The 15,635-nt window shown below is 26.9% G+C and carries 11 protein-coding genes and 2 pseudogenes; 1 reads left to right on the top strand and 12 read right to left on the bottom strand.

Translation table 11 applies throughout. The annotated features are described in order from the left end of the window. The 6 genes and pseudogenes from BM020_RS09625 to BM020_RS07310 form a co-directional block, all read right to left on the bottom strand. A pseudogene (locus BM020_RS09625) lies at positions 1 to 622 on the bottom strand (hypothetical protein); the annotation flags it as partial. Between the two features lie 496 nt (positions 623 to 1,118). Then, positions 1,119 to 2,399, bottom strand: a complete 1,281-nt coding sequence (locus tag BM020_RS07290; protein WP_067146660.1) for a uracil-xanthine permease family protein — start codon at positions 2,397 to 2,399, stop codon at positions 1,119 to 1,121. A gap of 399 nt (positions 2,400 to 2,798) precedes the next feature. After that, complete coding sequence (locus BM020_RS07295; RefSeq protein WP_067146662.1) at positions 2,799 to 3,125, bottom strand: cupin domain-containing protein; 327 nt, start codon at positions 3,123 to 3,125, stop codon at positions 2,799 to 2,801. Between the two features lie 182 nt (positions 3,126 to 3,307). Beyond that, on the bottom strand, positions 3,308 to 3,787 hold the full coding sequence (locus BM020_RS07300; protein WP_074798751.1) for a GNAT family N-acetyltransferase: 480 nt from the start codon (positions 3,785 to 3,787) through the stop codon (positions 3,308 to 3,310). Positions 3,788 to 3,942: 155 nt separating this feature from the next. Continuing rightward, complete coding sequence (locus BM020_RS07305; RefSeq protein ID WP_074798753.1) at positions 3,943 to 4,413, bottom strand: MGMT family protein; 471 nt, start codon at positions 4,411 to 4,413, stop codon at positions 3,943 to 3,945. Positions 4,414 to 4,644: 231 nt separating this feature from the next. Further along, the gene (locus BM020_RS07310; protein WP_074798755.1) at positions 4,645 to 5,847 is read right to left on the bottom strand and encodes a glycosyltransferase; all 1,203 of its coding nucleotides are present in this window, start codon (positions 5,845 to 5,847) and stop codon (positions 4,645 to 4,647) included. Between the two features lie 453 nt (positions 5,848 to 6,300). Here BM020_RS07310 and BM020_RS07315 point away from each other — a divergent pair, with 453 nt between their 5' ends. Then, positions 6,301 to 6,840 carry an LOG family protein gene (locus BM020_RS07315; protein ID WP_074798757.1) on the top strand — a complete coding sequence of 180 codons (540 nt, stop codon included), beginning with the start codon at positions 6,301 to 6,303 and terminating at the stop codon, positions 6,838 to 6,840. Positions 6,841 to 6,950: 110 nt separating this feature from the next. On the opposite strand, the gene hdrA is transcribed toward BM020_RS07315, so the two are convergent. The 6 genes and pseudogenes from hdrA to BM020_RS07345 all read right to left on the bottom strand — a co-directional run. Continuing rightward, positions 6,951 to 9,263, bottom strand: a complete 2,313-nt coding sequence (hdrA, locus tag BM020_RS07320; protein ID WP_082762115.1) for a ferredoxin:CoB-CoM heterodisulfide reductase subunit HdrA — start codon at positions 9,261 to 9,263, stop codon at positions 6,951 to 6,953. 255 nt (positions 9,264 to 9,518) lie between these two features. Further along, positions 9,519 to 10,451, bottom strand: a pseudogene (gene hdrB, locus BM020_RS07325) (ferredoxin:CoB-CoM heterodisulfide reductase subunit HdrB); the annotation flags it as partial. Further along, positions 10,448 to 11,044 (bottom strand): ferredoxin:CoB-CoM heterodisulfide reductase subunit HdrC, encoded by a 597-nt coding sequence (hdrC, locus tag BM020_RS07330; RefSeq protein WP_074798759.1) that lies wholly within the window; start codon positions 11,042 to 11,044, stop codon positions 10,448 to 10,450. The gene hdrC and the pseudogene hdrB, both read right to left, overlap by 4 nt. Before the next feature lie 190 nt (positions 11,045 to 11,234). After that, positions 11,235 to 12,485: a methanogenesis marker 16 metalloprotein gene (locus BM020_RS07335; protein ID WP_074798761.1), complete on the bottom strand. Its 1,251-nt coding sequence runs from the start codon at positions 12,483 to 12,485 to the stop codon at positions 11,235 to 11,237. 51 nt (positions 12,486 to 12,536) lie between these two features. Beyond that, positions 12,537 to 13,310, bottom strand: coding sequence for a phosphosulfolactate synthase (gene comA, locus BM020_RS07340; RefSeq protein WP_067146679.1), 774 nt, complete (start codon positions 13,308 to 13,310; stop codon positions 12,537 to 12,539). A 1,745-nt stretch (positions 13,311 to 15,055) separates the two neighbouring features. Further along, a partial coding sequence (locus BM020_RS07345; RefSeq protein ID WP_143743975.1) for a DUF11 domain-containing protein occupies positions 15,056 to 15,635 on the bottom strand: 580 nt, incomplete at its 5' end.

Here is a 15,635-nt window from a genome sequence, read left to right on the forward strand (position 1 = left end):
CAAAAGAACAAACACTTAAAAAACCATTAGAACCTTCCCAATAGATAGCACCACCATATTTTGCATGGTTATTAACAAAAGAACAGTTGCTTATATTACCATAAGTTCCTTCCCAATAGATAGCACCACCCTCAGAAGTGTTATTGGAATTTATGAATTTTATATTTTTTAATGTGACATTATTGCCAGTTATATGGAGTATTCTAGTTGATAAATTTCCATTAATTACATGGTTTTGACCATCAATAGTTATGGATTTATCAATAACTATCTCTGAATCACTAGGAGAATAAGTATAATCTTTATCTAGAGTTAATGTACCATTCTCACCTGTATCTTCTATTAATTCTTGTAAATCTGTGAATGATGATCCTGTGCCTTTTAAATTATCCTCATTCATTACAAAATTGACTTCATCTTCTTCACCAGCATCTAAAGCTGTCGAATCAACCTCCTTTCTTTCAGCCTTGATGTTATCATCCTTTTCTTCAAGTTCTAAAGTTGCCATGTTTTCATTTAAATCTATTTCAGAGCTTGTATTCTCTTGTGCTGAGACAGCTGAAATAGATAAAAACATTAAAAGTAAAAATACTATAACAATTTTATTTAAATCATTAATCATTTTAGTACCCTCCATTTTTATTGATTTATTTAATTAAATGAAATTAAAAACATATACCCTCCATTTTTATTGATTTATTTAATTAAATGAAATTAAAAACATATACCCTCCATTTTTATTGATTTATTTAATTAAATGAAATTAAAAACATAGATATGTATAATTAATTAATAATAACTCTATACAACCATCTATAAATAATTAACTATACCGAATAATAAAAAAATATAATTGGCTCTGTTGAAATCCTTATCTCATAATTAGTTTAATTGGTCTGTAGATGATATACATCAAAGATTTAAATTTAATCTATTTACCAAATAAAGAAAGAAATCTTTAAGAAAAATATATTTTTGGCGAACACCCTAATAAAAAAAATAAATTTAAGTTAAAAAACATAATATTTAAAATTAAAAAATTTTAAAATAGCTAAAGATGAGAAAATAAGTAAAATAAATAAAAAATAAAAAAAGTTTTGAGGTAATCCTCAAAAAGATCATTCTTCTCTTTCTGGAATGATTAAGTTTAAAATAACACCAACAATTGCTGCAAGAGCCATACCTGAAATAGATACAGATAAATCACCACTTGCAATAGATAAGGTAGCTCCACCTAAACCTAAAACTAACATAGTAGCTGCAACAACGATGTTTTTATTATTATTAAAATCGACATCCTCTTGAATTAATATTTTAACCCCATTTACTGCAATAAATCCATAAAGAAGAATAGCTACACCACCAATAACTGGGTTAGGCATAGCTGCAAGAAGTGCAGTTAAATGTCCAGAAAATGCAAAGATAACTGCAAAGATTGCAGTTAAAACAATAACATAAATAGATGCCACCCTAGTTAAACCTACAACAGAAGTGTTCTCACCATAAGTAGTGTTTGCAGGACCGCCAAAAAGAGCTGCTACAAATGTGGCAAGACCATCACCGAGAAGCGTCCAGTTTAAACCGGGATCTTCAATTAAGTCCCTATCAATAATTTCCCCTAATACCTTATGGTCTCCAATATGTTCCACTATAGTTACAATAGCAATTGGAACAATTGTTAAAAGAGCAACTGGATTAAAGTCATAATTTACAAATGGCATGTAAAATCCAGGTACTTCAAATAGATGAGCTGCATAGAATCCTGAGAAATCAACCATACCTAAGAAAGCCGCTACAATATAAGATACAATAATACCTATTAAGAAAGGAATAACTTTTAATACTCCCCTACCACGAATAGCAATGACAGCTGTTGTTAGAAATGCTACAAGAGCCACTACAATGTTTTTCCAGCTTACAACAGCTTGGTCAAGACCTATTTCTTGAATAGCAGTTGGAGCTAAGCAAAGCCCAATAACCATAATCATAGGACCTACAATAACAGGAGGTAATAGTTTATTAATCCAATTATTGCCAGTAACTCTAATAATTAAGGATATTGCTACATATACTAAACCTACAACCATTAAAGCAGAGAAAATACTTGATTTGCCACCAAGTGCAAATCCTGCAATCATAGGAGCAATAAATGCAAATGAACTTCCCAAATATACTGGACTTTTACCCTTTGTACAAATTACATAAATAATAGTACCTATCCCAGAAGTGATTAAAGCAACTGGAACAGACAACACAGCTTCACCAACAGTAGTATTTACTACAATTGGTACTAAAATTGTAGCACCAAAAATAGCACATAGACGTTGAAGAGACAATAAAATCCACTCTACAATAGGTGGCTTATCTCTTAAATCATAAATCATATCATTTCCACTCATTATATCACACAATAAATTAAAAAAAATAATAATTGTAATCAATTAATAAAAATTATAAAAAATAAATAAATTAATTCAAGCTTTATTAATTAATAGAATCATAAAATTAATAAATTAATTCAAGCTTTATTAATTAATAGAATCATAAAATTAATAAATTAATTTAAAATTTTTTAATTAATTTATTATCATTATCTATTTTTAGTATTACACTTATTAAAACTTTATTAAATTAAATATGATAAGTTGGATTTTTTAAATTGAAAGATTATTAAAAAAATAAATAAAAAATGAATAATCAAGCAAATTACTAAATAAAAAATAGAAAAAAATAAATAAAAAATGAATAATCAAGCAAAAAAAGAAAAAAAGAGAATATAATAATTTTTTATATACTGCTTATTTTGGAACAACTGTAAAAAATACTAAATTTTCATCCCCATTATTTATAATTGAATGAATAGAACCTTTTGGACAAATATGACAAGTTCCAGCCATTAAAATCTCTTCTACACCATCACAAATTGCAATTCCTTCTCCTGAAACTATAAAATTAATATCATCATTAGATTCTTGTTTATGAAGACCAATTGAAGAATTAGATGGAATAATAGTTTGAATAAACCTACCATATTCATTTACCTCCATTTTAGCAATGACGTTTCCTTCTCCACCATTCATATTAGCAATTGTAATTTCTGAAATTTCATTAAAATCAATTAACATTTTTTTCACCATAATTTAAAGAATATTTCTTATACAATGATTAGTTTTTAATTAAAGAAAAGAATATTTCTTATAGAATGATTAGTTTTTAATTAAAGAAAAGAATATTTCTTATAGAATGATTAGTTTTTTATTAAAGAAAAGAATATTTCTTATAGAATGATTAGTTTTTTATTAAAAAGCTATTTTTCATTAACAAAATCATCTAAAGCTTCTCCTGTAAAGTGAAAAACATTCCAATCTTTCTTTTCTGCTCCAATTGATAAATAAAAGTCAATACTATCCTGATTCCAGTTAAGACAGGTCCATTCAAATCTGCCATATGCTCTTTCCTTTACAATTTTAGCAAGTTCTCTAAGTAATGCTTTACCATATCCTTTTCCACGATAGTCAGGGTCAATAAAGAGATCCTCTAAATGCATATTAACATTAGCAATATAAGTTGAAAAACTTAAGAAGAAAAATGCAAACCCTATTTCTTTTCCATCTTCAAGAGCAAATATTACTTCCGCTTGTTTTTTATCAAAAATCCAATATTTTAATGCTTCTTCAGTAGCTATTACTTCATCCAATCTATGTTCGTAATCTGCTAATTTTTTAATAAATTCTAAAATTAGTGGAACATCCTCTTCTCTTTCTTGTCTAAATGTTAATTCTGGCACATAAATCCTCCATATTTGATTATATTAAGATTTATAAATAATATGAATCATCTATTTCAATTATATTAAGATTTATAAGTATGTTAATAAATAATTTATTAACTATTGGCATATAAAATTATTAGATTTAAGAAAACAGATCAGGATTAAGAATTTTACTCTAAATTAAATAATTTATCTTCATAATTTTCAACAAAATACTTAATGTTCTTTCTTCCTTTTTTAATAAAGCTATGCCCTTCCTTTTCAAGCATTTCTTTTTGATATTCTATTCCTCTAGGATATTTTGGGTTTAATTCACCATCTTTTTTAAGAGTTCTCCAAAATGGTATTTTATCATCCTCTCTTTCTTCGCTTGCTTGGGCAGCTAAAGAAATGAATATTCCTGCTGTCATTGGACATGTAAATTCAGCATTATGCTTTTTTGCTAAAAATTCCCTAATTTCACTGATAGTTATTACTTTTCCATTAGGAATTTTATCCATAATTTCATTATACTCTAATGGTGGTGCAATTAACATGTTTTCTCCACCATAATGTTTTATAGATTTTTCATCTTCAATATTTATAACCTTAGGCATATCCTTTGAATCATTTAGTTTTTCATTAAAAGTCTTGGGAGCCATATTATCACCAATTAGAACTTTTTTCAAGCTAAAATCTAATTTAGAAGATACTAAGAGATTAGTTTAAAACTGGTTAGAAAAGTGATATTTAAGTTTTTTGGAAAATAAAAAAATTTGAAAGATTTTAAATATAATAAAGCCATTTAAGCTATTTTATCAAATCATTTAAAGCATTTTCAAATTTATCAGTTATAATATTTTATCAAATCATTTAAAGCATTTTCAAATTTATCAGTTATAGTATTTTATCAAATCATTTAAAGCATTTTCAAATTTATCAGTTATTGCTTCCCAATCATTTGATTTAACATATTCTCTTCCTTTTTTAGAAATCTCCTCATATCTACCTTCATCAACTATCTTTTGAGCAGTTTCTAAAACTTCTTCTGCCTTTTGAACATATTCAATACCATTACCATATCCAAATTCTTTAGAAATACCTGGAAGTTCTGTTGCTATAACTACCTTTTCCATAGCTAAATACTCATAAAGTTTAATTGGTACAATATCTTGCATAATATCTTCATCGATATATGCAGGAAGAAGGCAAAAATCAGCAGAAGCTAAAAATTCTGGTATTTTTTCATAAGGTTGCTTTCCTGTAAGAATTAACTGATTGTCAAGATTATATTCTTTTTTTATCTTAATCATCTTATCATAAGCATCTCCATCACCTACAATAAGAATCTTCATGTTCTGATACTTTTCTTTATTCTTTCCAAGTTCAATTGCTAATTCTTTCATTCCAGCAAATTCATAAATCCATCCCATAAAGAATAAAACAATATCATCAGGAGCTATATTATATTCCAATCTTATATTAGAATCATCAAGTTCTGGATTGAAATCCTTTAAATCAATTCCTGCATCAATTAAAATTGTATTTTCATCTTTAGCACCTAATTCAATAGCTAACTCAGATAATTTTTGATTTATTGTAATTACTAAATCAGAATTATCAATAGCTTTCATATTAATCTTTTTACCAAAAGATCGGAATGTTTTTTCAGGAATTAATGCATATAAAACATCAATGAGATAATACACAAAGGGAATATTGTATTTTTTAGCTAATTTAGAGCCAGTATAAGCATTCAATAACCCTAAAGCCATAATAAGATCAGGTTTAAAATCTTCAATCTGATTTTTAATCTCGTTTCTATGAGTGAAATACAAAGATATATAATTTAATCCTGGTTTTTTTATAAAACTTGGGCGAATAACTTGAATATTTGCTTCTTGTTTTACTTTTGAAATATTATCATGAATCTCTCTATGGAAAATGAATCCTTTTGAATCATCTTTAGGCCAATCAATAGGATAATCAATAACTTTAACCTCATGTCCTCTTAAAACCATCCTATCCATCAAATGATGCTGTTGATGAGGATTTCTCTTTAACCAATCAGATTCCTGAACTACTAAAATTCTCATAAGAAACAAACCCTATAATTAATATAAATCTATAAAATATCAAATAAGTTTAATTTATGTCAAATTCTTTCAAATCATATAAAAAAAGAATTACTTAGATATATTATTATATATTGTAAGTTTTTATTTAAATATATTAAATAAATAAAATATGAAATATAGAAATTATATCAAAGAATTTAAGTAATATGTAAATTAAATATTAAATTTCTTATAAAAACTAATAATTATCCATTTGATTAAAAAAAATTAATAATAAGATAATTAAAAAAATTAGTAAATAATAATTAACCTCATTAAAAAAAAATTAATAGATAATAGTTATTTATTTGATTAAAAATAGAATTAAAATAACTATTAATTAAATCAATACTTTATAAAATTAATAATATTAAAATAACTATTAATTAAATCAATACTTTATAAAATTAATTAAATTTAAAAGATGATAGTATGAGAATTTGTCTTTATGGTGCTGGAAGCAATAAAATTGATAAAAATTATGTAGATATATCATATAAATTAGGTGAAGAAATAGCAAAAAGAAAGCATGACCTTGTATTTGGTGGTGGAGATACCGGAGTCATGGGAGCTGTTTCTAAAGGTGTAATCAATAAAAATGGAAAAGTTTTAGGAATCGCACCTGAATGGATGGAAGAATTTGAAGGAATTTGTAAAGAATGTGATAAATTTATTTATACTTCTACAATGGATGAAAGAAAAAACTTATTTTTAAAACATTCTGATGCTTTTATAATTGCTCCAGGAGGATTAGGCACATTAGACGAATTTTTTGAAATTGTTACATTGAAGAAATTAAAGGTTCATAATAAGCCTATAGTTCTATTTAATATTAATCATTTTTATGATAGTTTACTTAAAATGATTGATTTTATGATAAAAGAAAAAACAATTCCTGAAGATGATAGAAAATTAATTGAAGTATGCTATTCAATAGAAGAAACCCTGAACTATATTGAAGAAGAATATTGATTAAATTAATGAATAAAATAAAAAAAGAATTAACTTAGCACTATATCGAATAAAATAAAAAAAAATAGAATTAAATGATCTCCATATCGAATAAAATAAAAAAAATAGAATTAAATGATTTCCATATCATTTAAAGATTTTATTTTATTATCGAAATCATTGAGTTTCTTAGCAAGACCAGTGAAATAAGGAATATAAACTTTAGAAAAGGCTATTCTATCAGGATTACCACCATCATTAGAAATTCTATCTTTTAAATTATCAATTTTCCTTTCAACCTCATCATACATTAAATCTCCAGGATATTCTCCAATAAAGATACCATCTGCACCATTTTCAAGGGCAAATAAGATATGTCTCGGCCTTACACGATTTACAGAATGAACTTTAATAATATAGATAGAATCTGGATAAGAAAGTCTATTTACACCAATATTATCTGCAGCAGTATAGCCTATTTGATCCAAGAATACTAAAATCCTTCTCTCATCATATTTTTTATTTTTTAAAGCTCCTTCAATCGTTGCAAATATCTTTTCATCAATATTTCCATTTATGGTAATAGCATGATTGTCACAGGCATACATACACTTCCCACATCCAGAACAAGACATTGGATCTATATAAATAGACTCATCCTCTATAGACATTGCTTTAAATTTACATGTATGAATACAATTTCCACATAAAACACATTTTTCATCATCGATTACACCAATAAATGGTTCTATTTCAATACCTGTATGAATGTATTCAGATACTTTAGCAGCAGCTGCATTAGCTTGCATAATGGAATCAGTTATATCCTTTGGACTTTGAGCAGTGCCACAAACAAAAACACCTTTAACATCAGTAGCAACTGGTTTTATTTTAGGATGAGCCTCTTTAATAAATAAATCTTCAGTTTTGCTAATATCTAAAATATCTGCAATCTCTTTTGTACCTTCAGAAGCTTCCATAGCAGTAGATAGAACAACCATATCTGCTTCAATTTCTAAATATTCATTTTTAAGAGTATCTTCCACCCTTACAATGAAATTATCTCCCTTTTTAACTACTTCCCCAGGTCTACCTCTTACAAACCTTACCTCATTTTCTTGAGTATGTTTATAATATTTTTCAAACATACCTGGTGTTCTCATATCAGTATAACAGATAAGAACATCTGTTTCTGGATGTTTATGTTTTATAATATTGGCATTTTTTAATGCAACAGTACAACAAACTTTCGAACAATATCTATGTCCACCTGGTTTTTCATCTCTTGAACCAACACATTGAATCATTACAACACGTTTTGGAACTTCACCATTAGATTTTACTAATTTCCCCTTTGTAGGGCCATTTACTCCTGTAATACGGCCAAGTTCGCTTTGAGTGATAATGTCATCATATCTTTGATAAGAATATTCAGGCCTATTATCTAAATTAAATAGCTGATGACCTGTAGCTATAATTACAGAACCAACATTTAAAGGAATCTTCTCAGATTTATCTCGTAAATTAATAGCTTTCATAGAACATTCTTTTATGCATTTTCCACATTTTATACAACTATTAGAATCAATAACATATGATTGAGGATATGATTGTCCAAAAGGTCTGTAAATAGCTTTTCTCATAGATAAACCATCATTCCAGTTATCAGGAACTTCAACTTCACAAGCTTTAGCACATTTACCACATGTAATACATCTTTCACTATCAACATATCTTGGTGACTGTTCTATAATCAAATTATAATTTCCAGCTCTCCTTAGAGCATCAACCACCTTAGCATTTGTAATAATTTCAATATTGTCATTCCAAACGATTTCATTTACCACCGGATTTAACAGACACATACCACATTCTTCAGCTATTTTTACAGGAGAAAATACTTTACCAATCTTAGCCATATTCCCTCCAATAGATGGTGATTGTTCGATGATAGTAACTTTAATTCCCTGTTTAGCAAGAGAAAGAGCTGCATTCATACCTGCAATTCCACCTCCAATAACTGCAACTGCATCAGGAGTTTGACAATGAATGGAATCTATAGCTTCAGCTTGCTTAACCTTTTCGATTGAAGCGTTAATAAGATTTATAGATTTATTAGTTGCCTTTTCACTGTCTTCATGAATCCAAGAGCATTGTTCACGAATATTAGCCATATCCATCAAATAAGGATTTAAAGGTTGAACATAATCTTGAAAGGTTTTTTCATGACTAATTGGAGAACATGCAGCTACCACTACACGATTTAAGTCATGTTCAAAAATTGCATCCCTAATTATTTTACGCCCATTTAAAGAACATAGATTTTCAAACTCTTCAACAACATCAACATCTAAAGTTGATTTTATATCATCAATATTAACTATATCTGAAATATTGCCTCCACAATGACATAAAAACACTCCTACTTTTAAATCTTTAGTCACAAGCCAGCCTCCAAACATTATTTACAAGAAATAAATTTAATTTTGAATTAATCATTGAATCTCCTCTAAATCATCAGCTACAGAACCCTTAACATCAGCTAAATCACCAGCCACAGAACCCCGAACATCCTCCAAATCACCAGCTACAGAACCCCGAACATCCTCCAAATCACCAGCTACAGAACCCTTAACATCAGCTAAATCACCAGCTACAGAACTCCTAACATCAGCTAAATCACCAGCTACAGAATCTTTAATTTCAACTAAATCTTTTATTACAGAATCAATAGGAACTGTATGTGCCTGTACACCTATTACCTCTTCAAAGTCTGCACCTATAACAATAGCTATAAATTGGGAAATATTCAAGTGAATAGCATTAAATTTTCTACCTTCCCTTCTAGATATTAAATCTTGATATCTGTCAAATTGAATATGGCAATTAGGGCATAAATGAACTAAAATTTCAACTTTATCATCATCTAAGGATTTCATTTTATCTGCAGTAGCATTAAATGATAAATCTCTATTAGAATATCTTTGTCTGAATCCTGTACCACAAGTAGAGCCTTTATGATCATACCATCCAATTGTTTTACATCCACAAGCTTCAATCAATTCATCAAGAATATTTGGATTTCTCACTCCTGCAATTGTATCTTCATAATGCACTTTACAATAATGGCAGCCATGATGAGTAGCTATATTATATTTGCTTAAATCATATTTTATATGTTTAGAGATTTCTTCCTTTTTATTATAAAGAATGTCTACAACATGAAAAATATTTTCACTTGGTTTTAAATCATCCTTTTCATATTTGAATTTTGATAAATTAGACTCTTCAAAAACATCGTTAATTTTTTCACGAAATTCCTCATTGTTATTTAATAACTTAACTGATTTTTTATTAATGGCATAACAAGTTGCACACATCATAACTAAATTTGGACGTCCCAAGTTTTGAGCTATTTTGAAATTACGTGCTCCAATAGCTGAAGTAGATAGTTGATCAAAGACATCAGAATAATGCCCTAAACCAGTACAACAGGTTTGTTTGTCTGAAATCTCATAATCAATACCTAATTTCTCAAAAACATATTTAGTAGAAGATTCAATACCTGGATACTCTACACTTACAAGACAACTTTTAAATAATAAAATATCTTTATCTGGAATATCTTTCATATTTTATCCTCTTGAGATTTTCTAATTTCATCCATTCGAGATTTGAATCCAGTATTAGTTAAAATAATACTCACCTCATCAATAACATCTTCAGATGGAAATAAAGGACCTAAATTCAATTTATTCCTAATATCTACTAAATCTTGTCTAAATTCCCACCAACCATCAACATCATCTTTAATATCTTCAAAGAATGCTTCAGGAATAGCACCTATAGCTGCATTAAAATAGCTATCTGCAAAACCTAAATAATCATAGAGCTTTTCATAAGCAATACCTTTAGAAATAGCATTTTGTTTAAGAATTTGATTTATTTCACAAACACTATTTCCAACAGGACAAACACTGTGACAAGTATAACAATAAAAACAGTTCCAAATATCCTCTTCTTCCAAAATAGCTTCATCACCATTTAAAACTCTTTCTATAATATCTCTGGGATTATAGCTAGAATGGCGAGCTGCAGGACAAGTAGAAGTGCACATACCACATTGTACACATTTTAAAACCCCATTTTCTTTTGTATTCTTATCATGAGAGATAATATCTACAGCAAATTCAATAGGATTATTGTTAATCAATTCTTTATTCATAAAAACACCTAAATAAAATAATACCATTAATTACCCAATAAAAAACACCTAAAACTAAGTATAAACAAGATAAATATAACTAATAAACACCTAAAACTAAGTATAAACAAGATAAATATAGCTAATAAACACCTAAAACTAAGTATAAACAAGATAAATAATAGAATTAAATACAAACTAATCAAATAATTTATAATTTAAACTCCTGATTTTCAATTAAATCTTTCAAATGAGAAGATAATTTATCTGCTCTAAGTAAATCAGATTGTCTACATACAATAGGAATATTATGAACCTTATCATCAATTTTTAATTTTAAACTACCAGTATTCATATTAAAGCTATCACCTATACAATAATGTGAACAGATTCCACAACCAAAACACCTATATAAATCTAATTTCTTGTCATTAAACGCATTAGTTGGACATATCTCTTCCACCCTACAGATATCACAATTAATACAGTCGGATTCAATAAATTTCGGCCTTAAATCATAAGCATCCCAAACTTTAGAATAATCAGTTTTAGATAATGGCAAGTGACGGCCTCTAATATCCATTACTCCCAATTCAATATCTTCATTTACGACTAATAAATTATTATAGATCTCTTCATTTAATACAGGAATCGGGATAGCTACAGTATCGTAAACCTCCCCACCTTCACCAGTTTTAAAGCCACCAATATATTGAGAATCCATATCTTTAATATTTCCACTTAGCATCAGATTTGGTTTTTCTTGTGAGCTTCTAGTTCCTTCACCAAGAACATAAGCTTCAGCACCATTTAAAAGAATCTTGGTTCCTGCCTTAATAATATTTAAATCCGGATCATTTTGAATAGGATTAAAATCACCACAACCAGAGAAAGTATAGGTGGAAAAATTACCTTCTAAAGGAATAGCTCCAAAAATAGAAGATACAGCTTCATCTGAAGGATTTGTAAAAGAATTGTAATTTTTAAATGCCATACGACTTCCTATCAGCTGACCTCTAATCAATTCATTAATATTTGTTTTAGATTCAATAATTTCTCCTTCAATTGTTTCAACTTTAACTTCAATATCTTTAGCTTCAAGAAGGTCTTTTAAAAGGAAACCTCCGCCATAAAAGGGATTTTCTAAAGATTTTGCAGTTCCATGAAGAATTAAATCTACAGAACCTAACCATTCATTAGGACAAGGTCCAACATTAGCTGGAACGCCATTTAAATAGATATTCTTAGCTCTCATAAATTTACCAGGTTCTGAAATAATGAAATTAAAAATAGCTGCAGTTCCACTCATTACACCACAAGTTCCTGTGGTTACTACATCTACTTCTTCAAAGCTTGGTGTTTTATCCTCTTTAATTAGTTTTTTAAACTCTCTAACAGTGAATATATTAGCCTCATTATTTTCAATCTTTTTATTTATCTCCTCAATTGTCCTTTCTTTCATATAATCCCTTCTTAAATATCTCTAAATATAAATTATAAAAATGATTATTTTTTATAGTTTTCCTAAAGTGTCTCCCCTTAATCCTCTCCTTAAGGTTTCAAGAGAAGTGATATCATCAGTAGAAACATTACCTAAATTGACAGAATTTCCAAGTTTTAAAATGAAAAATACTTGTTGGTCTTTATTTGGAGCCTCCCAAAGAATTTTATCTTTATCAAAATTACCAACAATATAGTCTATTTCATCATCTTTTGCCTTACCTGATGCATCAAATATCCCTATATCTTTTCCACCTTCACGAGCTTCTACAATAACTAAAGAAGAACCTGCATCCAATTCACTTTGCATAAGATCAATCCTTTCATCTAAACTCAGTTGTTTATCTAAATTAGGGTCCTTTTTTCCAACTTCTGATAAGATTTTAAATCCTTCATTTTTAGCTAATTCAATAGATTCTAATTTATTTTCATGAGGAATATTTATAGATCCATCAGATATTTCAATAGTTTCAAAGCCTAAATCATGTGCTTCTTTGAAAAAATCATCTAATTTATTATTTTTATATGCAATTTCAAATAAAGTTCCTCCAGTATATGGAACAATATCAAATGATTTATACATTTCAACTTTATCTTTTATTATATCTCTATCATGTACAATGGAAGTTCCCCAACCAAACTTTAAAAAATCCACATATTCCCCAGAAATCTTCATAAGACTTTCAGCGTTTTCAAGCCCTAAGCCCTTATCTAAAACCATTGTTAATCCATTTTCTCTTGGTTTATTCTCTCTTTCAATATCTAATAAAAAATTAAATGATTTCATAATATTCCTCCTTAATAAACTTTCTATTAATAAATTAATAAACTCTAAAATCCTAAAGTTGAATAAAGATTCCATAATAAATTAATAAATTCTAAGATCCTAAAATAGAAAATTAAAAAATTAATGATATATATTAAATTTAATAAATAAAGAATATATAAACTTTATTAATTACAAAAAATATGTTAATTTTTTATTACATAAAATAAAATAATTTTATAACATTTTAACCTATTTAACTAATTAATCATCAATTAAAAATGATAAAAACATATTGCAAAATTATAAAAAAATATAATTAAAAAATAAAAGATAATTAATTTAAATTAAAATATCAATAAAAATTATAGGTTAATAGTAAAAATAAAACTAATAAATGCTTTATTCTTAAATATAAAAATATTATAACTAGTAATGAAAAAATAAGAAAAAAATAAATTGTACTTATAAACTTACATAAAAATAATATTTTTTATATAAAAATATTAGATATTGCAAATAGAAAGCATTTAATAAAGAAATATATTGAAATAAATATGTCTCAATAAACTAACATAAAAGAACTAAAGAACTTACATTAATGAAGCAATAAGATTACAATTTAAAAAACTAAAATTAAAATTAAAGAAAAATAATGGAAGATATCATTAAACTCATATTTAAAATTTCACATATCTTCTTAACTAATTCAACTTTATAAACACTATAATTATCTAAAATAATATAAATCCTAGGTCCTGAATAAGAATACTGTTAAATTACTTTCTTTATCAATATTTTCAAAAGAATTTTACGATTTATTGAATCAATTCTTCATTTATTGTCTAAATTTTCCTTTCTACTTTGTTTTTCCAACTTTAATGCTAATCAACAGTTGTTAATTGATTATTTTCAATATTTTTCATTATTTTTATTTATAAAATCTTTTTTTAGTAGAATTTTTTTCTAAAATTTCTTGTTGAATTTGATCTGAAGACAAATCAGAATCCAAGAAAAATTTATTTAATAAAAGATCTTAAAACTGGTATTTCACTATTTGCTATCTTAATTTCAATAAAAAGCCTTTGCTATATCATAAACTTTTAGATGTTTCTGAAATAGTTAAACTATGATTTCCCATTAATGCAATTAGAACCTATAAAGCATTGCCTTTAAATTTATAAGGATTTTTCTTTGCTAAATTTTTTGAAACCCTTTTTTTTACATACTGATTTTGAAAAATTGGCTTGATTTTGAATTGCAGAATCATCAAAAAAAAGACTATTTTTTCATCTTTTTTTAGTTAAATCAATAACTTTTCAATCTTTCTTTTAAAATTCCTTTAGCATTTTTCAGTTGCTTTATAAAGAAAAGGGATAAACTTTATTATAATTAAATCCACACCCCCCTAATTATCTCACTATATCAAATAATACAAACATGACCTGATTCTTCACCTTTTATAAATCATACAAATAAATAAAAGCCTTATTAATAAATTTTATGATAATATTTATATCCTTTAACTAAACCTTCTATTTCTTTAGTGCTTAAATATTGTTATAAATGTATTTCTTCCAACCATAAATTACTATTTTATAATTTACTATTTAAAAAAAGTTTCATAATTTACTATAACATGGAATAAATGAAGTTATATTTGAAAAAAATAAGCCTAAAAATTTTTCACAAAAAAAAAGAAATTAGTTTTGACCTACAATCAAACTATAAAAAAAAAGAAAGTAGAGGTTTTAAAATAAAACCTCTTATTTTTTAAATCTTCTAAATGGAACAAACAAAACAAAAATAACCATAATAAATATAGCTAAAGGATTACCTGTAGGTTTCATACCAATAGAACCTCTATATACATAGTTATTAGTGTTACTAGCAGTAGAATTATCAACAATCCTATCAGACCCATTAGTAACATTCAAAGTGACATTATTATTAGTAGCATTAACAGTACCATTACCAGTCTCATTAGACATAACAAGAACATCATTAACAACAGTACCATTAGATTTACCATTAACAAGGAACACAAGTTTTAAAGTTGCACTAGAACCACCATTCAAAGCACCAACAAGAGTCCAAACATTACCAGCCTTAGTCCACTTATTAGTATTCCAGCTATTGTTAATTAAAGTTAAACCCTTAGGAATCAACTCACTAACACTAACACCATTAGCACTAGTAGAACCAACATTAACTACAGTAATAATATAAGTAACCTTATCACCAACATTAGCAACACTCTTATCAGACACCTTAGTAACTCTCAAAGTGACATTATTAAGACTAACATTATTATTAGTAGCATTACTAGTACCATTACCAGTCTCA

It is taken from the genome of Methanobrevibacter olleyae (genome assembly GCF_900114585.1).
Lineage (GTDB): Archaea > Methanobacteriota > Methanobacteria > Methanobacteriales > Methanobacteriaceae > Methanobrevibacter > Methanobrevibacter olleyae.

Coding starts and splice junctions, on each gene's coding strand:
- BM020_RS07305 (WP_074798753.1), bottom strand. CDS start 4,413: ATGGCTCCCAAGACTTTTAATGAAAAACTAAATGATTCAAAGGATATG.
- BM020_RS07315 (WP_074798757.1), top strand. CDS start 6,301: ATGAGAATTTGTCTTTATGGTGCTGGAAGCAATAAAATTGATAAAAAT.
- BM020_RS07310 (WP_074798755.1), bottom strand. CDS start 5,847: ATGAGAATTTTAGTAGTTCAGGAATCTGATTGGTTAAAGAGAAATCCT.
- BM020_RS07335 (WP_074798761.1), bottom strand. CDS start 12,485: ATGAAAGAAAGGACAATTGAGGAGATAAATAAAAAGATTGAAAATAAT.
- BM020_RS07295 (WP_067146662.1), bottom strand. CDS start 3,125: ATGTTAATTGATTTTAATGAAATTTCAGAAATTACAATTGCTAATATG.
- BM020_RS07290 (WP_067146660.1), bottom strand. CDS start 2,399: ATGAGTGGAAATGATATGATTTATGATTTAAGAGATAAGCCACCTATT.
- comA (WP_067146679.1), bottom strand. CDS start 13,310: ATGAAATCATTTAATTTTTTATTAGATATTGAAAGAGAGAATAAACCA.
- hdrC (WP_074798759.1), bottom strand. CDS start 11,044: ATGAATAAAGAATTGATTAACAATAATCCTATTGAATTTGCTGTAGAT.